The sequence below is a fragment of the Egicoccus sp. AB-alg2 genome, from assembly GCF_041821065.1.
Classification (GTDB): Bacteria; Actinomycetota; Nitriliruptoria; order Nitriliruptorales; family Nitriliruptoraceae; genus Egicoccus.
Genome location: NZ_JBGUAX010000013.1, coordinates 58,041 through 80,993 on the forward strand (window position 1 = coordinate 58,041; position 22,953 = coordinate 80,993).

At 73.6% G+C, this 22,953-nt stretch carries 22 protein-coding genes; 18 read left to right on the plus strand and 4 right to left on the minus strand.

Annotated features, from left to right (window positions below; genetic code table 11):
- Positions 1-146 precede the first annotated feature (146 nt).
- The 3 genes from ACERM0_RS20910 to ACERM0_RS20920 form a co-directional block, all read right to left on the minus strand.
- The gene (locus tag ACERM0_RS20910; protein ID WP_373680581.1) at positions 147-1,526 is read right to left on the minus strand and encodes a DUF5667 domain-containing protein; all 1,380 of its coding nucleotides are present in this window, start codon (positions 1,524-1,526) and stop codon (positions 147-149) included.
- Between the two features lie 88 nt (positions 1,527-1,614).
- Positions 1,615-2,262, minus strand: a complete 648-nt coding sequence (locus ACERM0_RS20915) for a sigma-70 family RNA polymerase sigma factor (RefSeq protein ID WP_373680582.1) — start codon at positions 2,260-2,262, stop codon at positions 1,615-1,617.
- A gap of 272 nt (positions 2,263-2,534) precedes the next feature.
- Positions 2,535-3,425, minus strand: coding sequence for a sugar phosphate isomerase/epimerase family protein (locus ACERM0_RS20920; RefSeq protein WP_373680583.1), 891 nt, complete (start codon positions 3,423-3,425; stop codon positions 2,535-2,537).
- A 160-nt stretch (positions 3,426-3,585) separates the two neighbouring features.
- On the opposite strand from ACERM0_RS20920, the gene ACERM0_RS20925 reads away from it, so the two are divergent.
- The 10 genes from ACERM0_RS20925 to ACERM0_RS20970 all read left to right on the plus strand — a co-directional run bounded on the left by ACERM0_RS20925 (position 3,586) and on the right by ACERM0_RS20970 (position 14,461).
- Positions 3,586-5,283, plus strand: a complete 1,698-nt coding sequence (locus tag ACERM0_RS20925) for an AMP-binding protein (RefSeq protein WP_373680584.1) — start codon at positions 3,586-3,588, stop codon at positions 5,281-5,283.
- The gene (locus ACERM0_RS20930) at positions 5,280-6,860 is read left to right on the plus strand and encodes an AMP-binding protein (RefSeq protein ID WP_373680585.1); all 1,581 of its coding nucleotides are present in this window, start codon (positions 5,280-5,282) and stop codon (positions 6,858-6,860) included. The genes ACERM0_RS20925 and ACERM0_RS20930 overlap by 4 nt, the downstream gene beginning before the upstream one ends.
- A 30-nt stretch (positions 6,861-6,890) precedes the next feature.
- Positions 6,891-7,190: a glutaredoxin family protein gene (locus ACERM0_RS20935; protein ID WP_373680586.1), complete on the plus strand. Its 300-nt coding sequence runs from the start codon at positions 6,891-6,893 to the stop codon at positions 7,188-7,190.
- A 99-nt stretch (positions 7,191-7,289) separates the two neighbouring features.
- On the plus strand, positions 7,290-7,943 hold the full coding sequence (locus ACERM0_RS20940) for a redox-sensing transcriptional repressor Rex (RefSeq protein WP_373680587.1): 654 nt from the start codon (positions 7,290-7,292) through the stop codon (positions 7,941-7,943).
- Positions 7,944-8,113: 170 nt separating this feature from the next.
- Positions 8,114-9,418: a glutamyl-tRNA reductase gene (locus ACERM0_RS20945; protein WP_373680588.1), complete on the plus strand. Its 1,305-nt coding sequence runs from the start codon at positions 8,114-8,116 to the stop codon at positions 9,416-9,418.
- Positions 9,419-9,420: 2 nt separating this feature from the next.
- Positions 9,421-10,392, plus strand: a complete 972-nt coding sequence (hemC, locus tag ACERM0_RS20950) for a hydroxymethylbilane synthase (protein ID WP_373680589.1) — start codon at positions 9,421-9,423, stop codon at positions 10,390-10,392.
- Positions 10,389-11,171, plus strand: coding sequence for a uroporphyrinogen-III synthase (locus ACERM0_RS20955; protein ID WP_373680590.1), 783 nt, complete (start codon positions 10,389-10,391; stop codon positions 11,169-11,171). Before hemC ends, ACERM0_RS20955 begins: the two co-directional genes overlap by 4 nt.
- Positions 11,172-11,389: 218 nt before the next feature.
- Positions 11,390-12,676 carry a YhjD/YihY/BrkB family envelope integrity protein gene (locus tag ACERM0_RS20960; RefSeq protein WP_373680591.1) on the plus strand — a complete coding sequence of 429 codons (1,287 nt, stop codon included), beginning with the start codon at positions 11,390-11,392 and terminating at the stop codon, positions 12,674-12,676.
- 61 nt (positions 12,677-12,737) lie between these two features.
- Positions 12,738-13,718: a porphobilinogen synthase gene (gene hemB, locus ACERM0_RS20965; protein ID WP_373680592.1), complete on the plus strand. Its 981-nt coding sequence runs from the start codon at positions 12,738-12,740 to the stop codon at positions 13,716-13,718.
- On the plus strand, positions 13,715-14,461 hold the full coding sequence (locus ACERM0_RS20970) for a glycerophosphodiester phosphodiesterase family protein (protein ID WP_373680593.1): 747 nt from the start codon (positions 13,715-13,717) through the stop codon (positions 14,459-14,461). The genes hemB and ACERM0_RS20970 overlap by 4 nt, the downstream gene beginning before the upstream one ends.
- 11 nt (positions 14,462-14,472) lie before the next feature.
- Here the strand turns inward: ACERM0_RS20970 and ACERM0_RS20975 are convergent, their stop codons facing one another.
- A complete protein-coding gene (locus ACERM0_RS20975) occupies positions 14,473-15,615 on the minus strand; it encodes an alpha/beta hydrolase family protein (protein WP_373680594.1) in 1,143 nt (380 codons plus the stop codon).
- 131 nt (positions 15,616-15,746) lie between these two features.
- On the opposite strand from ACERM0_RS20975, the gene hemL reads away from it, so the two are divergent.
- The 8 genes from hemL to ACERM0_RS21015 all read left to right on the plus strand — a co-directional run bounded on the left by hemL (position 15,747) and on the right by ACERM0_RS21015 (position 22,549).
- A complete protein-coding gene (hemL, locus tag ACERM0_RS20980) occupies positions 15,747-17,027 on the plus strand; it encodes a glutamate-1-semialdehyde 2,1-aminomutase (RefSeq protein WP_373680595.1) in 1,281 nt (426 codons plus the stop codon).
- Positions 17,028-17,285: 258 nt separating this feature from the next.
- Positions 17,286-17,801 carry a hypothetical protein gene (locus ACERM0_RS20985; RefSeq protein WP_373680596.1) on the plus strand — a complete coding sequence of 172 codons (516 nt, stop codon included), beginning with the start codon at positions 17,286-17,288 and terminating at the stop codon, positions 17,799-17,801.
- A 53-nt stretch (positions 17,802-17,854) separates the two neighbouring features.
- Positions 17,855-18,199 (plus strand): NADH-quinone oxidoreductase subunit I, encoded by a 345-nt coding sequence (locus tag ACERM0_RS20990; protein ID WP_373680597.1) that lies wholly within the window; start codon positions 17,855-17,857, stop codon positions 18,197-18,199.
- An 85-nt stretch (positions 18,200-18,284) separates the two neighbouring features.
- Entirely contained in the window at positions 18,285-19,055 is a 771-nt protein-coding gene (gene extP, locus ACERM0_RS20995; RefSeq protein ID WP_373680598.1) for a selenite/tellurite reduction operon b-type cytochrome ExtP, read from the plus strand.
- Between the two features lie 42 nt (positions 19,056-19,097).
- Complete coding sequence (locus ACERM0_RS21000) at positions 19,098-19,937, plus strand: menaquinol-cytochrome c reductase cytochrome b subunit (protein ID WP_373680599.1); 840 nt, start codon at positions 19,098-19,100, stop codon at positions 19,935-19,937.
- 48 nt (positions 19,938-19,985) lie between these two features.
- Complete coding sequence (locus ACERM0_RS21005; RefSeq protein WP_373680600.1) at positions 19,986-20,579, plus strand: ubiquinol-cytochrome c reductase iron-sulfur subunit; 594 nt, start codon at positions 19,986-19,988, stop codon at positions 20,577-20,579.
- A gap of 18 nt (positions 20,580-20,597) precedes the next feature.
- A complete protein-coding gene (locus tag ACERM0_RS21010; RefSeq protein ID WP_373680601.1) occupies positions 20,598-21,620 on the plus strand; it encodes a c-type cytochrome in 1,023 nt (340 codons plus the stop codon).
- A complete protein-coding gene (locus tag ACERM0_RS21015; protein ID WP_373680602.1) occupies positions 21,617-22,549 on the plus strand; it encodes a hypothetical protein in 933 nt (310 codons plus the stop codon). The genes ACERM0_RS21010 and ACERM0_RS21015 overlap by 4 nt, the downstream gene beginning before the upstream one ends.
- Positions 22,550-22,953 lie beyond the last annotated feature (404 nt).

The window sequence follows — 22,953 nt, forward strand, 5'->3', positions numbered from 1 at the left end:
GGTCGTTCGCTGCGGTCAACGAGCGCACAACCCAGGAGGTACGCACGGGTAGGCGACCGCGCGACGACGCGCGACGATCGCGCAGCTGGCCGCACCGACCGACGCCTGTCGTCCGACACTCAGAACCGACCGACGCAGCGGTCGGCTCAGCCGCCTCCGAGGCCGCCCAGACCGTCGCGGAGACCGCCGGTGACCCCGCCGACCGTGTCGCCGACGCTGTCGGCCGCGTCGCCGACCCCATCCGCCACGTCGTCGACGACACCGCCGACGGTGCCCGCCGGGTCGCGCACGACCTTGCCCGGGTCGCGGACGACGTCGCCGACGCTGCTGCCCACGTCCTCGACGACGCCGCCGACGTCCTCACCGACGCTGCCGACGTTCCCGCCGACCGTGCCGCCCGTGACGTCGTCGACCACCCCGCCGACCTCGCCGGTGGTGCGTCCGACCGTGCTGCCGACGCGTCCGGTGGTGTCCTCGACGGCGTCGCCGACCCCGTCGGTGACGCGCCCGACGGTCCCGCCGCCGGCGTCCGACGTTTTCTCCTGCCCCCCGGCTCCGTCAGGCTGCGGGGTGACGCGCTCGACGGCGCGCTCGACCCGCTCCACCGCCGCTGCCTCGAGCTCGCTCAACCCGTCGGCCAGCGTCGACAACTCCAGCGACGGGGTCGGGACGGGGAGCGCCGCGGAGCGCAGCCGCTCGCCCAGGCTCGCACCGTCGCTCAGGGGGGCGACGACCGCGCCCGCGAGCTCGACGCAGTCGCAGGCCTGCAGGGCGGGGAACAGCAGCTCGAGACGGATGCGACGCAGCACCCCGAGCGAGTCCTCCACGTGCGGGCGCACGTCGGCCGGCAGCTCGCCGTAGATCTCGATGATGCGGACGGCCTGGCGCTCGGTGAAGGCGTCGACCTCCAGGATCAGCTGGCCGTCACCGGTGCGCTCGGCCTCTGCGAGCAGGGCCTCGGCGCCGGCAAGCGAGCGCTCGTCCATCTCCTGCAGGGCGGTCACCAGCCGGGCACTGCCGATGCGGTCGTAGCCGGTGGCGACCTCTTCGAGCCGCTCCTCGGCGAAGCGCAGCTGCAGGCGGCCTTGCTGGGCGACGTCCCCGGCCAGCGAGAGGCGGGTGGACTCCGTGATCTGCTTGATCCGGTAGAGGGCGTCGCCGGGCAGGGCCTCCTGGGCGGCGAAGGCGACACCGGTGGTGCCGACCATGGCGGCCGCGAGTCCGGTCGCCAGGCCGACGCGTGCGGAGCGGGCCGCGCCGGCGAGCCGCTCGCGGACCGGGGCGAGGACCGGCGTCCTGGCCGCCTCGGGCGCGCGGTCGAGCTCGGCGATGTCGGCCAGCAGTCGGTCGCGCATCGCGGCGCGCCGGTCCTCGGTCAGCGTGACCGCGGGAAGCGCGTCGCGTTCGGCGACCGCGGTCGCGAGCGCCCCGAGGCGCCGTGCCTCGCGCCCGACCTCCGCGGGCGCACGCGACCCGTCGAGCAGCGCGGCGAGCTGCTCGACCTCGCGGGCGTGGCGGCGGGGCATCACGGGCGGACCTGTCGTGTTGACATCGACGTCAACGAGCAGTCCATGGGGCGGGTGCGGCCCCGTGCGGCTGCCGCGCCGCGCGCGCTCACAGCGGCACCATCCGGAGCAGCGCCAGCAGCCCGCCGAGCCCGGCCGCGGCCAGCTTCGCCAGTTCCGGGTGATCGGCCACCTCGGCGGCCAAGGCCCTGAGCGCCCGGTACTGCAGGGCCTTCGTGGCGCCGATCGACCGCTCGAGCACGGCCGCGGTGTCCGCAACCGACAGGTCGTGGACGAAGCGCAGCTCGATCACCTCGCGGTGGTCGTCCTTGAGCCGCGCCAGCGCGGCCCCGAGCGCGCGGGCGAGGTCCTTGCCCACGGCCACCCGCTCGGGGTCGTCCGGGCCCGTGGGCGTCGGGTCGTCACGGACCTCGTCCGTCGGGCGCTCGAGGCGGAAGCGAGCCGACTTGAAGTGGTCGTGGACCCGGTTGCGGGCGATCGTCATGATCCATGCGCCGAGGTCGACGCCCTGCCACTCGAAGCTCGACAGCCGCCGGTAGGCGCGCAGGAACACGTCGCCGACCAGGTCCTCGGCGAGCTGGCGGTGCCCGACGCGCCGGTACACGTAGGCGAAGGTCTGGTCGACATAGCGGTCGTAGAGGTCGGCGAACGCCTGGGCATCGCCGTCCTGGGCGCGCGAGACGAGGTCCACGACCTGCGGGTCGAGTGCCTCCTCGGTGCCGGCGGTTGCGCTCACAGACCGCCGGCCTGCACCAGTTGGACGACCGCCGCGATGACGATGATCGTCAACAGGACGATCAGCGCCACTGACGTCCCGCCACGCACGCCGCGCCCTCCCGGTCGACCGCACGAGCGGCGTCCCGGCGCCGCTGTCGCGTTGGCCGAGGGTAGAGGCCGTGCCTGACAACCCTCGACTCGGTCGTTAGTCAAGCGGAGATCGGGACGTCTTGCCTAGTTCGTTGGGCCACCGACGTCGTGCCCGGCACGATCCGCCGCGGAGACGACCGCTCAGGGCACCGGTGGGACGGTCGGCTGGTCGGGGTCGTCCTCGTCGAGGCCGGGTGCGACCTGCACGAGGTCGGGTCGTCCCAGCACCTCCTCGGAGGAGGCGCCCTCGAGCAGGGCCAGGCACTTCTCGCGTTCCTGTCGCAGGTAGCCCACCAGGGCGCTGCGGTCGTCGAGGTAGCGCCGGCAGTCCAACTCCAGGGTGATCGAGGCGTGCGGCCCGCCAGGAGCCTTCGCGTCCTTGCCCACCGTGTGCAGGAACGACGCCAGCGGCAGCCGGCCGTGCCCGAGGGGCGCGTGGCTGTCGCGCCCGCCGCCGCGGTTGTCGGAGACGTGCAGGTGGACGGCCTGGTCGCGCAGGTGCCGGTAGGCCTCGGTGATGTCCACCCCGGCGACGCCGAAGTGGCTGGTGTCGAGCACGACGTGCTGGAACGGGCGCAGGTGCGCCGGCTCGGTGTAGCGGTGGAACCGGACCGGGCGACCGGCGACCGACACCGGATAGAGGTTCTCCACCCCCAGCCGAGTGCCATGCTCCTCGGCCTCCGCGTCGCCCTCCTTCAGCAGCCACGAATGGAAATCGCGCTGCCAGCGGAACGGCGGGTGCACGATCATCAGGTCCGCGTCGAGTTCGCCCGCCAATTCCAGCGAGCGGCGGGCCTTCGTCACCAGGTCGGTCCCGAAGACCCGGCGCGTGAGCAGCAGGAAGGGGCCGTGCACGACCGGGATCGCGGCGCCTTCGGTCGCTGCGGCCGCGGCCACCCGCTCGGCGTCCTGCGTGGCCGGGTCCTGCGTGACCATCAGCTCCACGCCGTCGTAGCCGGCCTCGGCCACGACGGCCAGCGCCCAGTCCAGGGGACGGGCGAACAACGGACCGGTGGAGGCGAGCAGGCGCATGTCGCCGGAGCGTAGCCACCGCGCCCCCGCCCCCTTCCGGACCTGCGGGGGCACGCCTCGACCGGTGCGCTTTCGTCCACGAGGACGATTCGGCGCCCGCGGCCGGTTCCTAGGCTTCGCGGACCACGGCCAGTCGAATCCGGTCAGGAGGGGCGGGGTGGTGGACGCCGACAGGGACACGGCGGCCGACGGCGCGACCGTCGGCGGCCTCCCGGACCGCGCCCCGGGCACCGCCACCGCGAACGACGCCGCCCCGGACGAGGCGGCTGCGAACGACGTCGCCCCCGACAGCGCTCACGACAGCGCGGCCCCGGACGGCGCGCCCACGGACGGATCGGTGCCGCCCGTCGACGTCGCCGCCCGCCTGCGAATGACGGCGACGCAGCGGCCCGACCACCCGGCGCTGGTCTGGGACGGCGGCCGCCTCACCTACGGCGAGCTGCATGCCCGGGTCGACGCCGGCACGGCCGCCCTGCAGGCCCTCGGGGTCGCGCCCGGTGACCGGGTCGCGCTGGTCGCCGGCACCACCCCCGCGTTCGTCGAGGTGGCCGCCGCGGTCCTGCGCGCCGGCGCCATCCTGGTCCCGTTGCTGCCCGGTCTGGCGCCCGACGAACTGCGCCACGCCCTCGCGGACAGCGGCGCCAGCGTCGCCGTGGTCGGCCCCGAGCGTGTCGCCGACGTCGCCGCGCTCGCGGCCGACCTCGACGGCCTGCAGGTGATCCCGGCCGCCGGCGCCCACCTCGAGGGCCACGACGACTGGGACGCCCTGGTCTCCCGCGATGGGCGTCCCCGCGTCGCGGACCGTCGCCCCGACGACCTGGCCGCCATCGTCTACACCTCGGGCACCACCGGCCGCCCCCGCGGGGCGATGCTCTCGCGCGGCAACCTCGCCGCCAACCAGGACCAGTCGCTGGCCGGCCGTTTCGAGGTCGGTCCCGACGACGTGGTGCTGCTGGTGCTGCCACTGGCGCACATCTACTCGTTCAACGTCGGCCTGGGCGCCGCCATGTCGGTCGGTGCCACCCTGGTGCTGGTGGAGCGCTTCGACCCCGACGTGACCCTGCGGGCCATGGTCGACCACGACGTCACGGTCGTGCTGGGCGCGCCGGGCATGTACGTCGCCTGGCTGCGCGGCGGCCACCTCGACGACGTGCGCCTGCCCGCACTGCGGCTGGCGGTCTCCGGCGCCGCGCCGCTGCCGCCTGCGGCGCTGGAAGGGTTCGCGGCGCTCACCGGTGTCACCATCGAGGAGGGCTACGGGCTCACCGAGGCGTCACCCAGCGTCACGAGCAACGCCATGGGCGACGCCCCCCGGGCCGGCTCGGTCGGCCTGCCGCTGCCCGGCGTGGAGGTGCGCCTGGTCGACGACACGGGCCACGACGTGGCCGAGGGCGATCCCGGCGAGGTGTGGGTGCGCGGCCCCAACGTGTTCCAGGGCTACTGGAGCGACCCTGACGCCACCGCCGAGGTCCTGACCACGGACGGCTGGCTGCGGACCGGCGACGTCGCCACGCGTGACCAGGACGGCTACCTGTACCTCGTCGACCGCAAGCGCGACCTGATCATCGTCAACGGCTTCAACGTCTACCCGCGGGAGGTCGAGCGGGTCCTGCTCGAGGACGACGAGGTGCTCGACGCCGCCGTGGTGGGGGCCGAGCACCCGCTCACCGGCGAGACGGTCGTCGCCTACGTCGTCCCGCGGCGCGGGCAGGTCGACAGCGACCACCTCGGCGACCTGTGTCGCGCCAATCTGGCGCGCTACAAGTGCCCGACCCGTTTCGAGGTGGTCGAGGCACTGCCTGCCACGGCCACGGGCAAGGTGCGGCGGCGCGAACTGCGGGGGCGTGAGCGGCCATGACCGCGCCGGCGGCGAACCGGGTCCCGCTGAGCCCGCTCGGGTTCCTGGACCGCAACGCCGACGTCTTCCCGGATCGCACCGGCTTCGTCCGGTCCGACCGCACCGAGGTGAGTTGGGCCACCATGCGCGATCGCGCCGTCCGGCTCGCCGCGGCGCTGCGGGCCTCCGGCATCGGGCGCGGTGACACGGTCGCCGTGCTGGCCCCCAACGACCTGCCGCTGCTGGAGGCCCATTACGGGGTGCCGGCGTCCGGCGCGGCGCTGGTGGCCCTCAACGTCCGACTGGCTGCACCGGAGTACGCCGGGATCCTCGGCCACGCCGGCTGTCGTGTGCTGGTCGTGGACGCGTCGCTGGTGCCGGCGCTGGGCGACCTCGGCGGCCTGCCCGACACGCTCGAGCGGCTGGTGGTGATCGGCGACCCCGGGACGTCTGCCGCTCCGGCTGGCGACTACGAGTCGTGGCTGGCGGACGCCCCGTTGCCCGCGGCGGTCCGGCTGGGACTTCCCGACGACGAGGACCAGCCGATCGCAATCAACTACACCTCCGGCACGACCGGCACGCCCAAGGGCGCGGTCTACACCCATCGCGGCGCCTACCTCAACGCCACCGGCCAGGCGCTGCAGTTCGGTCTGTCGCCGCAGGCGGTCTATCTGTGGACGCTGCCGATGTTCCACTGCAACGGCTGGTGCTTCACCTGGGCGGTGACCGCGGCCTCGGCGACCCACGTCGGCACGCTGCGGTTCGACGCGGCGGAGGCGCTCGACGTGATCGAACAGCGCGGCGTCACGCACCTGTGTGGGGCGCCGGTCGTGTTGAACGCGCTGGCCGACGCCGCCGGTGACCGGCGCTTCGCGCAGCCGGTGCACGCCGCCACCGGCGGTGCGCCGCCCTCGCCCAGCGTCCTGGAACGGCTGGGCGACCTCGGTGTCGAGGTGCTGCACCTCTACGGGCTCACGGAGACGTACGGGCCGTCGCTCATCTGCGAGCGTCAGCCCGGCTGGGAACGGCTCGGCCGCGACGACCTCGCGGCGAAGCTCGCCCGGCAGGGGGTCCGCACCGTCAACGTCCACGACGTGCGGGTCGTCGACGCCGACCTGCGCCACGTGCCCGCCGACGCCACCACGATCGGCGAGATCGTCGTGCGCTCGAACACGGTGATGGCCGGCTACCTCGGCGACGAGGCGGCGACCGAACGCGCCTTCTCGGGCGGGTGGTTCCACACGGGCGACCTCGCGGTGGTCCACCCGGACGGCTACCTGGAGATCCGCGACCGCGCCAAGGACCTGATCGTCAGCGGCGGCGAGAACATCTCCTCCATCGAGGTGGAGAACGCGATCGCCTCCCACCCGGCGGTGCGGGCCGTCGCCGTGGTCGGGGCGCCCGACGAGCGGTGGGGCGAGGTGCCGGTCGCACACGTCGAGGTGCGTGACGGCGCCACGCTGACCGGCGTCGAGGTCGTCGCGCACGTCCGCCGCCAGCTCGCCGGCTTCAAGGTCCCCAAACGCGTGGTGTTCGGGCCGCTGCCGGTCACCTCGACCGGCAAGATCCGCAAGACCGAGCTGCGCGCCCGCACCTGACCGATCGCTGCCGCCGTAGGCTGCGCGGCCATGCCGCTGTCACCCTTCGCCGCCCGCCACCGTCCCGAGGTGGTCGTCTACACCCGCGCCAGCTGTGGGCTGTGCCATCGCGCCGAGGCCCTGGTCGCCCGCGAGGCCAGGCGCGCCACGATCCGCCACGTCGACGTCGACGGCGACGAGGACCTCGTGCGCCGCTACGGCGTGCGCGTGCCGGTGGTGGTCGTTGACGGCGTCGAGGTGGCCGAGCTCGAGGTGGCACCCGGCACGGTGCGCGCGGCCGTCCGCGCCGCTGTTCGCGACGCGGCGGGCCGCGGACGCCGGGGCGGCTGACGCACCGGGACGGACGTCCGAATTGGCCGTATCAGGGCCGCCACGTAGCCTCTTGCGCGCCCGCTCGAGACCCGGACGGGCGCGGCCGAGGAGGACGAGGTGGCGGAGTCGCACCGACGGATCCCCGAGGCGACGGTGGCACGGCTGCCGCTCTACCTCCAGGTCCTCGTGGAGGCCGCCGACGCCGGCCAGCACACGCTCTCGTCCGACGACCTCGCCAAGGCGTCGGGCCTCACCTCGGCCAAGGTGCGCAAGGACCTGTCGTTCCTCGGCACGTACGGCACCCGCGGCGTCGGCTACGCGGTGGCCGAGCTGACCACGGAGATCTCGACCGTCCTCGGGCTGACCGACGACCGTCCCGTCGTCATCGTCGGCATCGGCAACCTCGGCCGGGCGCTGGCCAGCTACGACGGCTTCACCCGCCGCGGCTTCCGGGTCGAGGCCCTGGTCGACGCCGACCCGGACAAGATCGGCACCGAGGTCGGCGGCCACGTCGTGCAGCCGGTCGACGACCTGCCGCGGCTGGTGCGCGAGCGTGGCATCACCATCGCGGTGCTGACCACGCCGGCGGCGCGGTCGCAGACGGTCGCCGACCTGGCCGTCGCGGCGGGTGTGACCGCGCTCCTCAACTTCGCGCCGGTCCACCTCGAGGTCCCCGACGACGTCACGGTACGGACCGTGGACCTGTCCACCGAGCTGCAGATCCTGTCGTTCTACGAGCAGCTCGCCCAGGTCACCCAGGCCGCCAGCTGACCGACCGCGCGGCCCGCCGCGCGGCGGCTCCCCGGCATTGGTCGTGGGTAGCGCCGACGGGTACGCTCGACGGCCACGGGGACGCGCGGGCGTGCAGCCTGCCGCGTCGTCTCTTTCCGGCACGGCCGTGTGCCGTCTCGTCCGCGCGTTTCGCCGAACCGATCGGGCCCATGTCCCTCCTCGTCGTCGGGTGCAACCACCGCAGCGCCTCTCTGCCGCTGCTGGAACGGCTCGCCGTGCCCGCCGAGGAGCTGCCCAAGGCGCTGAAGTCGCTGACGGCGCTCGACCACGTCCAGGAAGCGGTGGTGCTCTCCACCTGCAACCGCGTGGAGATCTACGCGTCCGTGACCCGCTTCCACCCGGGCCTGCAGGAGCTGCGCGGCTGGCTCGCGGAGCGCGGTGACATCCACCCGCAGGACCTCGACGAGCTGCAGTACAGCTACCACGACGACCGGGCCGCGGCGCACCTGTTCGCGGTCGCCGGCGGCATCGACTCGATGGTCGTGGGCGAGCGGCAGATCGCCATGCAGGTCAAGCAGGCGATGGAGACCGCCCGCGAGGAGGGCACGGCCCGCCGGGTCCTGCAGCGGCTGTTCCGCCAGGCCGTCCGCGTCGGCCGCCGGGTGCGCAGCGACACGGCCATCTCGCGCGGTGCGTCGTCGATGGTCGACGTCGGGCTGGACGTCGCCGCCCAGCGCCTTGGCGCCCCGCTCGCCGGCCGCCGGGTGCTGCTGGTCGGCGCCGGCAAGATGGGCGGGCTGACGGCACGCCGGCTCGCCGACGAGTCCGCCGGCCAGGTCGACGTGTGGAACCGCTCGGAGGACAAGGCCCGCCGCCTGGCGCTGCGCACCGGGGGACAGGTCGTGGCGCCCACCGGGCTGGCCACCGCGCTCGCCACCGCCGACCTCGTGGTGTGCACGACCGGCGCGCCGGAGCCCGTGCTCGACCTGGACCTCGTCCTCGCCGCCGTGCAGGAGCGCCGCGCCGGCCACGACGCGGCCGACGGCGCCGCGCGACCGCTGGTACTGCTCGACCTCGCCATGCCACGCAACGTCGACCCGGCCTGCCACGACGTGCCGGGCGTCGAGGTGGTCGACATCGCCGACGTGCGCGAGGTCGCCGACCGTGGCGTCACGGGCGAGGTCGTCGCCGCCGCCCGCCGAATCGTCGACGAGGAGGCCGAGCGCTTCCTGGCCTGGACCCGCGCCAGCGAGGTCGAGCCCACGATCCGTGACCTGCGCCGCACCGCCGAGCAGGTCCGCGCGGCCGAGCTCGACCGGCTCTCCGGCAAGCTGTCCAGCCTCGACGACCGCCAGCGCGAGGCCGTGGAGGCGCTCACCCGCGGCATCGTCAACACGCTGCTGCACGCGCCGACGGTCCGGTTGAAGGAACTGGCCGACCGCACCGGCGCCGAGGCCCACGCCGACGCGCTGCGCGACCTGTTCGGGCTCGACGAGCCCGACGCGGACGCCTGAACGTGGCCGTCGCCCCCGACGGCGGTCCCTGGCGGATCGCGACCCGTCGCTCCGCGCTGGCACAGACCCAGGCGCGGCACGTCGGCGCGGCGCTCCAGGAGGCCACCGGCCGTCCCTTCGAGCTCGTGCCGATGGCGACCACCGGCGACGAGCACCCCGACCGTGCGCTCGAGGCCTTCGACTCCAAGGGCCTGTTCGTCGACTCGACCCGGCGGGCCGTGCTCGCGGGCGACTGCCATCTCGTCGTGCACTCCTACAAGGACCTGCCGACCGAGCCGGCCGACGGGCTCACCATCGGTGCGGTGCCGCAGCGCGTCGACCCGCGCGACGCCCTGGTGACCCGGGCCGGCCACCGCCTCGCCGACCTGCCGCGCGACCGTCCCGTCACCCTCGGCACCTCCTCGCCGCGGCGCAAGGCCCAGTTGCAGAAGGCCCGCCGCGACGTCCTGGTCCAGCCGATCCGGGGGAACCTGGAGACTCGTTTGGGCAAGGTCGTCAGCGGCGAGGTCGACGGCGTCGTGCTGGCGCTGGCCGGCCTGCTGCGCCTGCAACCGCAGGGCTTCGACCTGACGGTGGTGCCGCTCGAACACGGCGAGGTGCTGCACGCGCCCGCCCAGGGCGCGCTGGCCATCGAGTGCCGCGTCGACGACGCCGCCACCCGCAAGGCCCTGCGCCGGATCGACCATCCCGCCACCCGCACCGAGGTCACCGCAGAGCGCGAGCTGTTGCTGCAACTGCAGGGCGGCTGCACCGCACCGATCGGCGCCCACGCCTCGCTGCTGCCGGGACCCTCGGGCCAGGACCGGCTCGAGCTGCTCGGCATGCTGTCCGACCCGTCCGGCACGCGGCTGTACCGCGCCTCGCACGAGACCGCCGCCGACGAGCCGACCCTGCTCGGCCGGGTGATGGCCGCCACGCTGCTGGAGGCCGGCGGGCAGCAGGTGCTCGAACGCCTCCGCCAGCAGACGCCATGACCGCCGAGGCGACGGGTCCACTGGCGGGCCGACGGGTGCTCGTCGCCCGCTCGCGCGCGCAGGCGTCCGCCCTCTCCGAGCGGGTGCGGGCCCTGGGCGGCGAACCCGTCGAGGCGCCCGTCCTGCAGATCGAGGACGGCGACATCGGCGCGCTGCGGGCCGCCCTGCACGACCTCGCCGACGGGGCGTTCACGGTCGTGTGCCTGACCTCGCCCAACGGCGTCGACGCCGTCGCCGACGCGATGGAGGACGACGGCCTGGACGCGCGCGCGTTCGCCGGCGCCGCGCTGGTCGCCTGCGTCGGACCCGGCACGGCCGGGCGCCTGTGGGACCGGCTGCGCGTGCGCGCCGACCTCGTGCCCGGCACGGCCACCACCGAGGCGCTCGGTGCGGCGATCCCGCCCGGATCCGGCCGTGCCCTGCTGCCGCGCGCCGACATCGCCAGCCCGATCCTGCACACGTTGCTGGACGACAAGGGCTATCAGCCGGTCGAGGTCACCGCCTACCGCACCGTCCTGCCCGACGCGCTGCCCGACGCCGTGCTCGACGACCTCGCCGCCGGCCGCATCGACCTGCTGGCCTTCGCGTCCTCCTCGACGGTGCGCAACTTCGTCACCCTCGTCGGCGACCGTCCGTGGCAGGGCGCGGTCGTCTCGATCGGCCCCGTCACGTCACGCACCTGCCGGGAGCTCGGCGTCCCGGTCACCGTCGAGGCCGACCCGCACGACCTCGACGGCCTCGTCGACGCGCTCGTTCTTGCTGCCGGTGCTTCCTCGTAGCCGTTCGTGCGTTCCGGTAGCGGGTCCTGAGCCGAACCGTCAGCACCGGCCCGCGCCGAGCGGTTGGTGGCTGCCGGTCGGTGTCCGTCCCGAACCGTCAGCGCCGGCCCGCGTCGAGCCGTGCCTGCGGTGCCGGTCGGGGGTGCTGACCCTTCGTCCCGATCCGGAGGGTGGGACGGCTCCTAATCTTCCCTCGTGACGGGGCGGGAGGCGACACCGTGGGACTCAAGGACCGGCTGGAGTCGACGCCCGTGATCGGCACGGCGTTGCGCATGCAGCAGCGCTACCGGCTCGACGCGGCCGACCAGTTCGCCGCCGCCATCGCCCTGTTCGGCTTCCTCTCGCTGGTCCCGCTGCTGCTTCTGGCCATCGGCGTGGCCGGGTTCGTGTTCCAGGACCCGGGCGACCAGGCGGAGATCGCCCGGACCCTCACCCAGGCGGTGCCCGGGCTGGAGGCGGCGCTCGACGCCACCGGCCAGGGCGCCGAGGGGTTCGTGCAGACGGTGGTGGAGAACCGCGGCCAACTCGCCGGCCTCGGGTTCGTGTTCCTGCTGCTCACCGGTCTGAAGGTGATCAACTCCGCGATGGTCGCCACCACGATGGTGTTCCGTGGTGCGCTGCCCAGCGGCGCGAAGGGCAAGGTGCTGCAGGTCGTCGCGCTGCCGGTGCTGGGCATCGTCGCGCTGGTCGCCGCCGGCGCGTCCAGCGTCGTCGGCTTCCTCGACCTGCCCGGCTGGGCGGCCACCCCGGTCGCCCTGCTGGTGACCTACCCGCTGGACCTGCTGCTGTTCCTGACCGCCTACCGGATGTTCTCGCCGACCTCGGAGCTCGGGCTGCGGCGACTGCTGCCCGGCGCGGCGCTCGGCGCGCTCGGCTGGGCGGCGCTGAAGATCGCCGGTGCGGCCTACGTCAGCAACCAGGCCGAGGACGCCAACGCCCTCTACGGCGCGTTCGGGGGCATCATCGCGCTGCTGCTCCTGCTCTACCTCGCCGGCCGGCTCTACCTCTACGGGGCGGAGCTCAACGCCCTGCTGACCGAGAAGCGGCGGGGGATCCTCGTCTCGCCGGAGACCCACGGCGTGCCGGTCGTCGACGCGAAGGACGTCCAGGACACCCCGTCGGACGCGGAGGCCGAGGGCGTCGCCGCGGCGCACACCACCACCGTGCAGCTGCCCAGCGTCGTCGCGGGCAACCGGCCGGTGCGCGAGGACGTCGCGGCCGGCCGCGCACCGACGGCCGCGCTCGCCGAACCGGCGGCACCGGCGAGCCCCACGTCGGCCAGATCGGGCGCTGCGGCGACGACGGCGCCGACCGCCGCGGGCCGGCACGCCTCGGGGACCCGCCCGCCGACCGCGGCGCCTCGCACGCCCGCGGCTTCCGGCACGTCCCCGACGGGGCCGGCCAGGGACGCCGGCGGGGCCGACGCGCAACGGGTCGCGGCCTACGGCGTGGCAGCGACGGCCGTGGCGGCCGCCTGGAAGCTGTGGCGCGACGGGCGCGGCTGACCGGGCACGACGGCGGCTCCTACACTCGCGGCGTCCCCATCGTTGCCCGTCGAGGTCGTCCGTGCCCTTCCCCGAGAGCCGCCTGCGGCGACTGCGCCGAACACCCGCACTGCGTCGCGCCTTCGCCGAGACCCGCATCGACCCGGCGCAACTCGTCCTGCCGGTGTTCGTCAAGGACGGCGTCCAGGGCGCCCAGCCGATCGGCTCCATGCCCGGCGTCGCCCAGCACGACGTCGCCTCCGCCGTCGACCTCGCCCGTCAGGCCGTGGACGTCGGCGTCGGCGGGATCATCCTCTTCGGCATCCCCGCCACGAAGGACGCGCAGGGTTCCGGCGGCTGGGACCCGCAGGGGCCGGTGCCGCGCGCGGCCCGGGCCCTGCGGGAAGCCCTCGGCGACGACCTGGTGCTGTGGGCCGACGTCTGCCAGTGCGAATACACCGACCACGGCCACTGCGGCCCGCTCGACGCCCGCGGGCAGGTCGTCAACGACGCCGCCGTGGAGGCCTACGTCCGCGACGCGCTGGCCTACGCCGACGCCGGCGTCGACGTGGTCGCGCCGTCGGGGATGATGGACGGGCAGGTCGCCGCGATCCGTGCCGGCCTGGACGCCAAGGGCTTCGAGGAGGTGGCGCTGGTCGCCTACGCGGCCAAGTACGCGTCGGCGTTCTACGGCCCGTTCCGCGAGGCGGCCGAGTCCACCATGCAGGGCGGCGACCGGGCCAGTCACCAGATGGACCCAGCCAACCGGCGCGAGGCGATGCTGGAGCTAGCCGCCGACGCCGACGAGGGCGCCGACGTGCTGATGGTCAAGCCGGCCCTGGCCTACCTCGACGTCATCGCCGACGCCCGCGAGGTGTTCGACCTGCCCATTGCGGCCTACCAGGTGTCCGGTGAGTACGCGATGCTGCACGCCGCCGCCGAGCGCGGCTGGATCGACGGCCCACGCGCCATGCGCGAGGCCGTCACCTCGATCCGGCGGGCCGGCGCCGACCTCGTGCTCACGTACGCCGCGATCGAGCTGGCGACGGGCGCCGGGGCATGACGCCCGGCAAGGCCCCCGCCTGGCTGTCCGACACCCCGCTGGCCCACCGCGGCCTGCACGGCGACGGCGTGCCGGAGAACTCGCTGGCCGCGTTCCGCGCCGCGGCCGCGGCCGGCTACGGGGTGGAGCTGGACGTCATGCTGGCCCGCGACGGCACCCCCGTCGTCGTGCACGACCCCGTGCTGACCCGCCTGACCGGGGCCGCGCGGCGGGTCGGCGAGCTCGACCTGGCGCAGCTGCGCGAGCTGCGGCTCCGCGCCGCGGACGGCACGGCGACCGACGAGGTGGTCCCGACCCTGGCCGAGGCGCTGGAGGCCCTCGACGGCGCACCGGCGATGGTCGAGGTCAAGTCGTCGAGGTTGCGCGCCGGTCGGCTGGAGCGGGCCGTCGCCGAAGTCCTCGACGACCACGACGGTCCCGCGTGCGTCGCGAGCTTCAACCCCGCCACCGTGCGCTGGTTCCGGCGCAACCGACCGGACGCCGTGCGGGTGCTCACCGCCACGGCCCAACTCGACCCGCGGCTCCCCGCGCTCGTCCAGCGGCGCCTGTCGGAGCTCAAGGACGTGGTCGCGGTCGCCCCGCACGCCATCTCCTACGACCTGCAGGGGCTGCCCAACACGGCGACCGACGCGTGGCGAGCGACCGGCGGCGTGCTGGTGACCTGGACGGTCGCGTCGACCGACGACCTCGCCAAGGGCCGCGAGGTGGCCGACAACGTCATCTTCGAAGGTGTCCGCCCCTAGCTGGGACCGGCTCAGGCCGCCAGCGCGTCGAGGAACGTCGCGACGGCGGCCTCCACCTCGGCGCGGGCGACGTTCCAGGCGGTGAGGTGACCGGCGCCGTCGACACGGAGGTACGTGACCAGGTCCGGCAGCGCCTCGGCCAGCGCGTCGGCCAGCTCCACCGGCACGGTCGCATCCCGGTCGCCATGGATGAGCAGCAGCGGCACCTCGGCGAGGTCCGCGAACGATCCCAGCGAGCGCCAGTCGATCCGGGCACGCGCCCCGGCCAGCGCCATCGTCGGCGGCAGCAACAGCGGCAGTGTCGCCGCCGGCAGCCCGCGCTGGACGGCAGCGCTGCGCAGGACCGGTCCCCAGTCCAGGACCGGCGCCTCCAGCAGGACGCCCGCGACCCGGTCGTGCAGCTCCGACCGGCGCAGCACCTCGGCGACGCAGGCACCGCCCATGGACAGGCCCGCCAGCACGAGGCGGCGGGCGCCGTTGGCCAGCGCCCACCGGCCCGCCGCCTCCACGTCCTCCCATTCCGTGGCGCCGAGGTGCGAGCGACCGTCCGGGCTCGGCGGGCCCTCGGTGTCGTTGCGGTAGGCGGTCACCAGTACGGACACCCCCCGCCGCACCATCGGGGTGACGTGGCGCAAGGTCTCCGCGCGGGTGCCGCTGCGTCCATGGACCAGCACGGCGGTCAGGGCGCGGTCCTGCGTCCGGTCGGCCGGGAACCACCAGGCGGGCAGCGGCCCGATCGGCCCGTCGACGACCACCTCCTCGACCGGCAGGCCCAGCAGGCCCGGGTCGGTCGGCGTCGCCCACGGGTCGAACAGCGCCGCGGCGCCGGCGTCGGGCACGGCACCGGCGCGCAACTCGACCGGCCGCACGGCGCCAGGCCCGTCGACCGAGACGGCCGGACCGACCCGCGCGTATCCCTCGTCCCAGCGCAGGCCCCACCAGCCCGCCCGTGCGGCATCGCTGCCAATCAGGTGCAGGTGGCCGTCGCCGAGGTCGTGCACCTCGACGCGGTCCCGGTCGAGTGGCATCACCGGTCGGCGGTGCGGGGGCTCGGTCACCCGCCCGGCGTAGTACCAGGTCGCACCACCGGCAGCGGCGAGCAGCGCGGCCGAACCGGTCAGCCCCGCGAGCCGCAACGCCCGACGTGCACCCATCGGGACGGCAGGCTAATCCGACGGGTCCCGTGAGCGCGGATCGGCCGGGCGACCTCCCGCTAGCCTCGGTGACGAATCCCGGGCGCCGGCATCCTGCGCGTGCGCCACCTCTGCCGTCCCAGGAGTCCGCCATGGGCACCCAGACCTCTCAGCGCCTGTTCGACCGCGCCCGCACCGTCATCCCGGGTGGGGTGAACTCGCCCGTGCGGGCCTTCGACAGCGTGGGCGGCGTGCCACGCTTCATCGCGGCCGGCGAGGGCGCCGAGCTGGTCGACGCCGACGGCAACCGCTACCTCGACCTCGTCAACTCGTGGGGCCCGCTGCTGTTCGGGCACGTCCGAGACGAGGTACGCCGCGCGGCCGTGGACGCGATCGGGCGCGGCTCGTCGTTCGGTGCCCCGACCGAGGGTGAGGTCGCCCTGGCGGAGGCGATCGTCGACGCGGTCCCGTCGGTCGAGAAGGTGCGGCTGGTCAACTCGGGCACCGAAGCCGGCATGTCCGCCATCCGGCTGGCCCGCGGTGCGACCGGTCGCAGCAAGCTGCTGAAGTTCGTCGGCCACTACCACGGCCACTCCGACGCCCTGCTGGTCGCGGCCGGGTCGGGGGTGGCGACCCTCGGCATCCCCGGCAGCCCCGGCGTCACTGACGGCGCCGCGGCCGACACCGTGCTGGTGCCCTGGAACGACCGCGAGGCGGTCGCGGCCGCCGTCGCCGCCCACGGTGACGACCTCGCCGCGATCCTGTGCGAGCCGGTGCCGGCCAACATGAACCTCGTCCCGCCCGCCGAGGGCTTCCTCGCCTTCCTGCGCGAGCAGGCCGACGCGTCGGGTGCCGTGCTGGTCTTCGACGAGGTCATCAGCGGGTTCCGGGTCGCGCGCGGCGGCGCCCAGGAACTGCACGGCGTCACGCCCGACATCACGGTGCTCGGCAAGGTCGTCGGTGGCGGGTTCCCGCTGGCCGCCTTCGGTGGCCGTGCCGACGTGATGGACCACCTCGCGCCGGCCGGCCCCGTCTACCAGGCCGGCACGCTGTCGGGGAACCCGGTCGCGGTGGCGGCCGGGCTCGCGCAGCTGCGGCTGCTCGACGACGCCGTCTACGCCCGCCTCGACGAGGTCACGACCCGGCTCGTCGACGGCCTGCGCAAGGCCTTCGCCGAGGCAGGGGTCGGGGCCCAGGTGACGCGTCACGCGACGCTCGCCGGGGTGCTGTTCGCCGACACGTCCCCGACCCGCTACGAAGACGTCGCGGCCGCCGACCACGCCCGCTACGCACGGTTCTTCCACGGCATGCTCGACCGCGGGATCTACCTGGCCCCGTCCGGCTACGAGGTGCTGTTCACGTCCACGGCACTGACCGACGCCGACGTCGACCGGGCCGTCGCCGCGGCTGCCGAGGTGGCCGCCGCGTTGTGACGGTCCGACTGGCCGCTCACGCCGCCCCGGTCGTTTGTTCGGGGTTCCCGGCGATTGGTAGCCTCCGGGTCCCGGCCGGCATGCACCTGTACGGGCGGGCCCGGGCGCGCCCTCGCTCCACCCGGAGCGGTGTCGCTCCGGGAGGTGGGCGTGGCGCTCACGCCGAGCGTCACGGGGTCGTGAGAGGACGCCTCCGCAGGCCGCGGGCGGCGGGTTCCACGGCCGGACACCATCGGTCGAGGTGCAAGGAGATCCAACGTGGGTGAGTGGTTCAGCGAGTTCGGCGCGGCACTGCCCGACGCGCTGCGCGCGGCCTACCAGTTCGCCGACCCGTACGACCTCGGTCGCGGCTGGGTCGGCCTGGCCGTCATGGTGCTGTGGGTCGGCCCGTTGATGATCCTCCCCCTGTGGCTGGCCAAGCTGACCTACGGCAAGCGCGAGTGGGTCTCGGCCACGATGGGCGTGATGGCCGGCAGCAGCTTCCTGTGGTGGCTGCACGGCGTCATCCCGCACGCGTGGATCCAGTTCACCGAGTCCAACGAGAACATCCTGTCGGGCACGATCATCCCGGCCAGCGCCGGGATCGACGTCTCCGAGGAGTACCGCCTCGACCTCGCCTCCAACCTCTACGGCGTCATCACCGAGGGCGTCGTCGGCGCCATGATGATCATCGGCATCGTGCTGACCTGCTGGCTGGCCCTGCGGGTGCAGAAGTCGCTGCCGAAGACCCTGGCGCCGGGCGAGACCAAGCCCGAGGCCGGCGGCTACAAGTGACCGACTGATCCACCGACACCGGACCGGCACGATCGTGAGGAAGGAGGGACGACGTGGGCAAGACCGACAAGGGTGAACACCCACTGATGTTCGACGACTACGTCGTCCAGCAGGTCGACCCGCAGTGGTTGCAGGAGCGCGTCAAGCCCAAGCGGCACATCGGGTTGACGCCCGAGCTGTGCATCCTGTGCCGCGCCTGCGAGGACGTCTGCCCGTGGGAGTGCATCTACATGATGTCTCCCAACATCGTGAAGGACGCCGACAGCCCGTCGCTGATGACGCTGGCGTCGCAGTCCCACGCGGTGTTCATCATCGACGACAACGAGTGCACGCGCTGCGCCATCTGCGTGGAACGCTGCCCGTCCGACGCCCTGTGGCTCGGGCGCGTGGACGGCTAGCGGCACCGCCGCACGTGTGACGACCCGACCCGAGCCGGCGACGAACGCCCGGTGAGGGCCCGACGAGGAAGAAGAGGACGAGAACGTGGCGAGGAAGCCCCCCAGCTTCTCGGACGTCAAGGCCAACGTCCAGGACAACGTGATCTGGAAGTCCATCTTCCGGCCGGGCTCGATCTACCGCAAGGGCTACCGCGACACCTCGCGGGACCGTGCCCTCGCGGCGATGAACAACGTGCTCTACCACCTGCACCCCGTGAAGGTGAAGCGGCACGGCCTGAAGCTGACCTACACCTACTGCCTCGGTGGCCTGAGCTTCTTCCTGTTCATCCTGCTCACCATCACCGGCATCTTCCTGATGTTCTTCTACACGCCGGCGGCCGGTGCCGGGACGGAGATCGCGTACGCCAACATGCGCGACATCTCGGCGTCGGTGACCTTCGGCAACCTGGTGCGCAACCTCCATCGATGGGGTGCGCACGCCATGGTCTTCACCGTCTTCCTCCACATGGCGCGCGTCTTCTACCACGGTGCGTACAAGCCGCCGCGCGAGTTCAACTGGGTCGTCGGCGTCATCCTGCTGCTGCTGACCCTGCTGCTGTCCTTCACCGGCTACCTGCTGCCCTGGGACCAGCTGGCGCTGTGGGCGGTCACGGTCGGCACCAACATGATGGGCTACACGCCCGTCTTCGGTGACCAGGTGCAGTTCGTGCTGCTCGGCGGCGTGACCATCGGCCCCAGCACCCTGCTGCGCTGGTACGTGCTCCACGTGCTGTTCATCCCCTTCATCACCGTCATCTTCCTCGCGGTCCACTTCTGGCGGATCCGCAAGGACGGCGGCATCTCCGGCCCGCTGTGATCGTGGCCACGACTCGGCTCCAGGCGCAGGAACGAGGCTGACATGTCCGAAGAGGTGCAGATCGATCAGGAGGTCTACGACCGCCTGATCGCCGGCGGCACGTCCGAGCGGATCGCCCGGGCGAAGGCGAAGGCCGCCTCGGTCCGCAAGGCCAAGATCGCCGAGGGCCAGACGCTCGGCCCGCGTCCGGCCGAGCAGGCCTCGCAGGCGCTCGAGCAGTTCCGTTCCTCGCAGGGCAGCGGCGGTGGCGGCGTCGCCACCAAGACCGCCGCCGACGACGCCGGCACCAGCGGTGGCCGGCTCACGCCCGAAGAGCGCTCTGCCCGTGTGGCGGCCTCGCTGGGTGGCGGCAACGGCGACGCCTCGATCGGCGTGCCGACCTCCGGCCAGCACACCCACCGCCTGCTCGCCCTGGTGCCGCCCGCCGGCATCCAGCAGGTGCAGTCGAAGCAGATGGACAAGGTCTACACCTGGCCCCACCTGCTACTGGTGGAGTTCGTCGCGCTGCTCGCCGTCGGTTCGCTGTTGCTGGTGGCGTCGTTCTTCCTCGACGCGCCGCTCGGCTCGCTGGCCAACCCCAACGAGGTGCCCGCCATCAACAAGGCGCCCTGGTACTTCATGGGGCTGCAGGAACTGCTGCGCTACTTCCACCCGATGGTGGCCGGCGTGACCCTGCCCGGCGTCGCGGTCGTGCTGCTCATGGCGATCCCGTACCTGGACAAGAACCCCTCCGCACGCCCGGAGAACCGCAAGGTCGCCAACCTGGCCTTCACCTTCTTCATGACCTTCTGGGGCATCCTCGTGATCATCGGCTCCTTCCTGCGGGGCGCTGGTTACGAGTGGGTCTGGCCGTGGACGCAAGGCCTCGGCTTCACCCTCTGACCCCGCTGCCGTCACACGCCCGACGCGGCGAGAGACGACGAGGAACCAATGGCAGACGACAACAAGCGCCGGCTCCAGCCGGTCGAACGGCGCACCTTCCTGCGCTACGGCCTGATCGGTGCCACCAGCGCGGGCCTGGGCGGCTTCGCCCTGGCGTCCCTGGGTTTCCTGTGGCCGCGGCCCGGTGACGAGCTCACCGGGCAGGTGCCGATCGGCTCGTTCGCGGAGATCGCCGCGGAGATCGAGGGCGAGCGCGCCCCGTTCCGCGTGCCCGAGGGCGGCCTGTCGATCGTCCGCTGGGACCCGTCCAACTCGACGGCCGAGCGCAGCTACGGCGAGGACCACGCCCACGACGGCAGCGTCGGGCTCATGGCGCTCTACACCCAGGCGTGCCCCCACCTCGGGTGCGCGGTGCCGTGGTGCCAGAGCTCGCAGTGGTTCGAGTGCCCCTGCCACGGCTCGCGCTACAACCGGTACGGCGAGTGGACCGGCGGTCCCGCTCCCCGCGGCCTGGACCGCTACGCCTCGACGGTCGAGGACGGCGTGTTCGTCGTGGACTTCGGCGACCTCATCACCGGCCCGGCCCGGACGGCCAACGCCCTCGAGCAGTCGGCCGAGGGGCCGTCCTGCGTCGACGCCTGAGCATCACGGAGTTCGTCCATGCCTGGTCTGTTCATCCTCGCCGAAGGCGGCGGCAGCGGCGGCAACGCCCCCATGGTCATCCTCGTCGGTGCCCTGGCGGCGTTCGCGCTGGCCTACTTCGTCGTCGGCCCGGGGCGTCGCAGGAAGGGCCCGCAGCGGCTCGGCGACATCCCGCTCGCCATGCGTCCGTACCACTCGGACGAAGAACTCGAGACGACCGGCATGGAGCGGGCCATGGCCTGGGGCGTCGCCCTGGCCGTGTTCGCCTCGCTGTTCCTGCCGCTGTACTGGCTGATCGAGCCGGGCCGCATCAACCAGCGGGTCGACGAGTTCTACGAGCAGGACGTCGCCGCCGGCCGGGCGCTGTTCGCCGAGGCCTGCGCGTCCTGCCACGGCACCAACCTCGAGGGTGGCTCCGCACCGCACCCCAACCCGGACATCGAAGCCCCCTGGCCCGCCCCGGCGCTGAACAACATCGTGGCGCGCTACGAGGGCTCGGAGATCGTCGACGACGTCGCCGGATTCATCCTCATGACGCTGGAGAACGGCCGGCCCGGGACCCCGATGCCCGCGTTCGGTGTCGGCGAGGGCGGCCAGTACTCCGACCAGCAGCTCCAGGCGCTCCTCGCCTACATCCTGTCGGTCCAGACCGGCGAGGTGACGGCCGAGGAAGGCACCGTCGACGAGGCGCAGGCCTTCGAGGGCGCCTCCGGCGAGGACATCTTCGCCGCCAACTGCGCCCGCTGCCACGGCCAGAACGGTGAGGGCTACGTCGGTCCGCAGCTCCTGAACGTCTTCGAGCGCTACGGGGGCCAGGAGGGCGACGAGGCATCGATCGAGCAGGCCCGCGCCGTCGTCCGCGACGCGGTGCTCAACGGCCGCCTGGTGCCCGGCAAGGCGCCCATGCCCAGCTTCGCCGGGGTGCTCTCCGACGACGCCATCGAGGCGGTCATCGACCACATCGAGGGCTTCCAGGAGACCGGCGGCCCGCGCTTCGGTCAGATCGGCGGGGACCCCCGCCCGGAGGGTGACGACGAATGACCGACCTGCTCACCTCCCTGGTACCCCTCCTCGCCGTCGAGGAGGCCATCCCGGCGTCGCACCCCGCCGCCTGGCTGGCCGTGCCGCTCGGACTGCTGTTCTTCGGTGGCTCGGTCTACCTGCTGCTGTGGTCCAACTACGGCGCGCGCAAGGCCGGTGCCATCTACGGCGTGGCCTTCTTCGGGTTCGGGTTCCTGCTGGGCCTGTTCTGGTGGTTCGGCGGGCCCGGCATCCCGCCCTACCTCGGCGTCACCCACCTGCCGGGGCAGAACAACGCGCACTATCAGGAGCGCTGGTATCCGTTCGAGGCCGGCTCCGAGCGCAGCGAGTTCTTCGTCGCCGACGACGACCCCGGTGGCTTCGTGACCGTCGAGGAGTACCTCGGGCTGCAGGACATGGCCGAGGAGGACATCCTCGAGGAGCCGTCCTACGCCAACCTCACCGGTAGCACCCAGGCCGCCGTCGAGCAGATGCAGAACCAGTACCTGCCCGTCGACGAGAACGGCGTGGCCCAGATCGGTGTCGAGCGCCGCTCCGCACTCGAGGAAGAGGTCGCCCAGGTCCAGCCCGAGGACAGCTTCCGCGCGAACCCGTTCTACACCGCCGAGCCGGTCGACGACCCGAGGATCACCGACGACCCGGAGACCGGCCTGCGGGTGCTCACCGCCGAGTTCCAGACCTACGCCAACTTCGTCGACGGGGACGGCGTGCCGGTCGGCGAGCCCATCCCGGTCGGCGAGCCCGAGGCGTGGTTCTCGTTCTTCGACCCCGGCATGCGCTGGCTGCCATCGGCGCTGTGGACCATCGCGTCGCTGATCGGTTTCCTCGGCAGCCTCTTCTGGCTCGACCGCCTCGAGTTCCGCGAGAAGCGGCTCCTGGCCGACCAGGTCGAGGAACCCGAGGATCTCCCCGTCCCGATCGCCCAGTAGCGACCGCACCTTCGACGAAGACGCCCGCCAACCGTGGCGGGCGCCTTCGCTTTGCATCGGCGTGCGACGGGAGCGGCCGGGGTGGGGCGCCCGCTCCGGGGGTGGGGCGGTCGCCTCTGCAGGGGTCGCTTCGCTCGCCCTCGGTGCGCGCCCGCTCCGGGGATGGGGTGGTCGCCTCTGCGGGGGTCGCTTCGCTCGCTCTCGGTGCGCGCCGTGGGGGCGCTTCCGAGATAGCCCCTGCGACGGCGACCACCCCACCCCTCCGCTCCGTCCGGTGGCACGACCCGGCACCGATCGCCGGCGTCGGCGCTACCGGTCGGGCGCGGGCGGCGAGGTGGTCCAGTCGCGGTTGCGCGCAGCGGTCGCGGCTGGCTCCCCCGGGCCGGCAGCGCGGCGCGACGGTT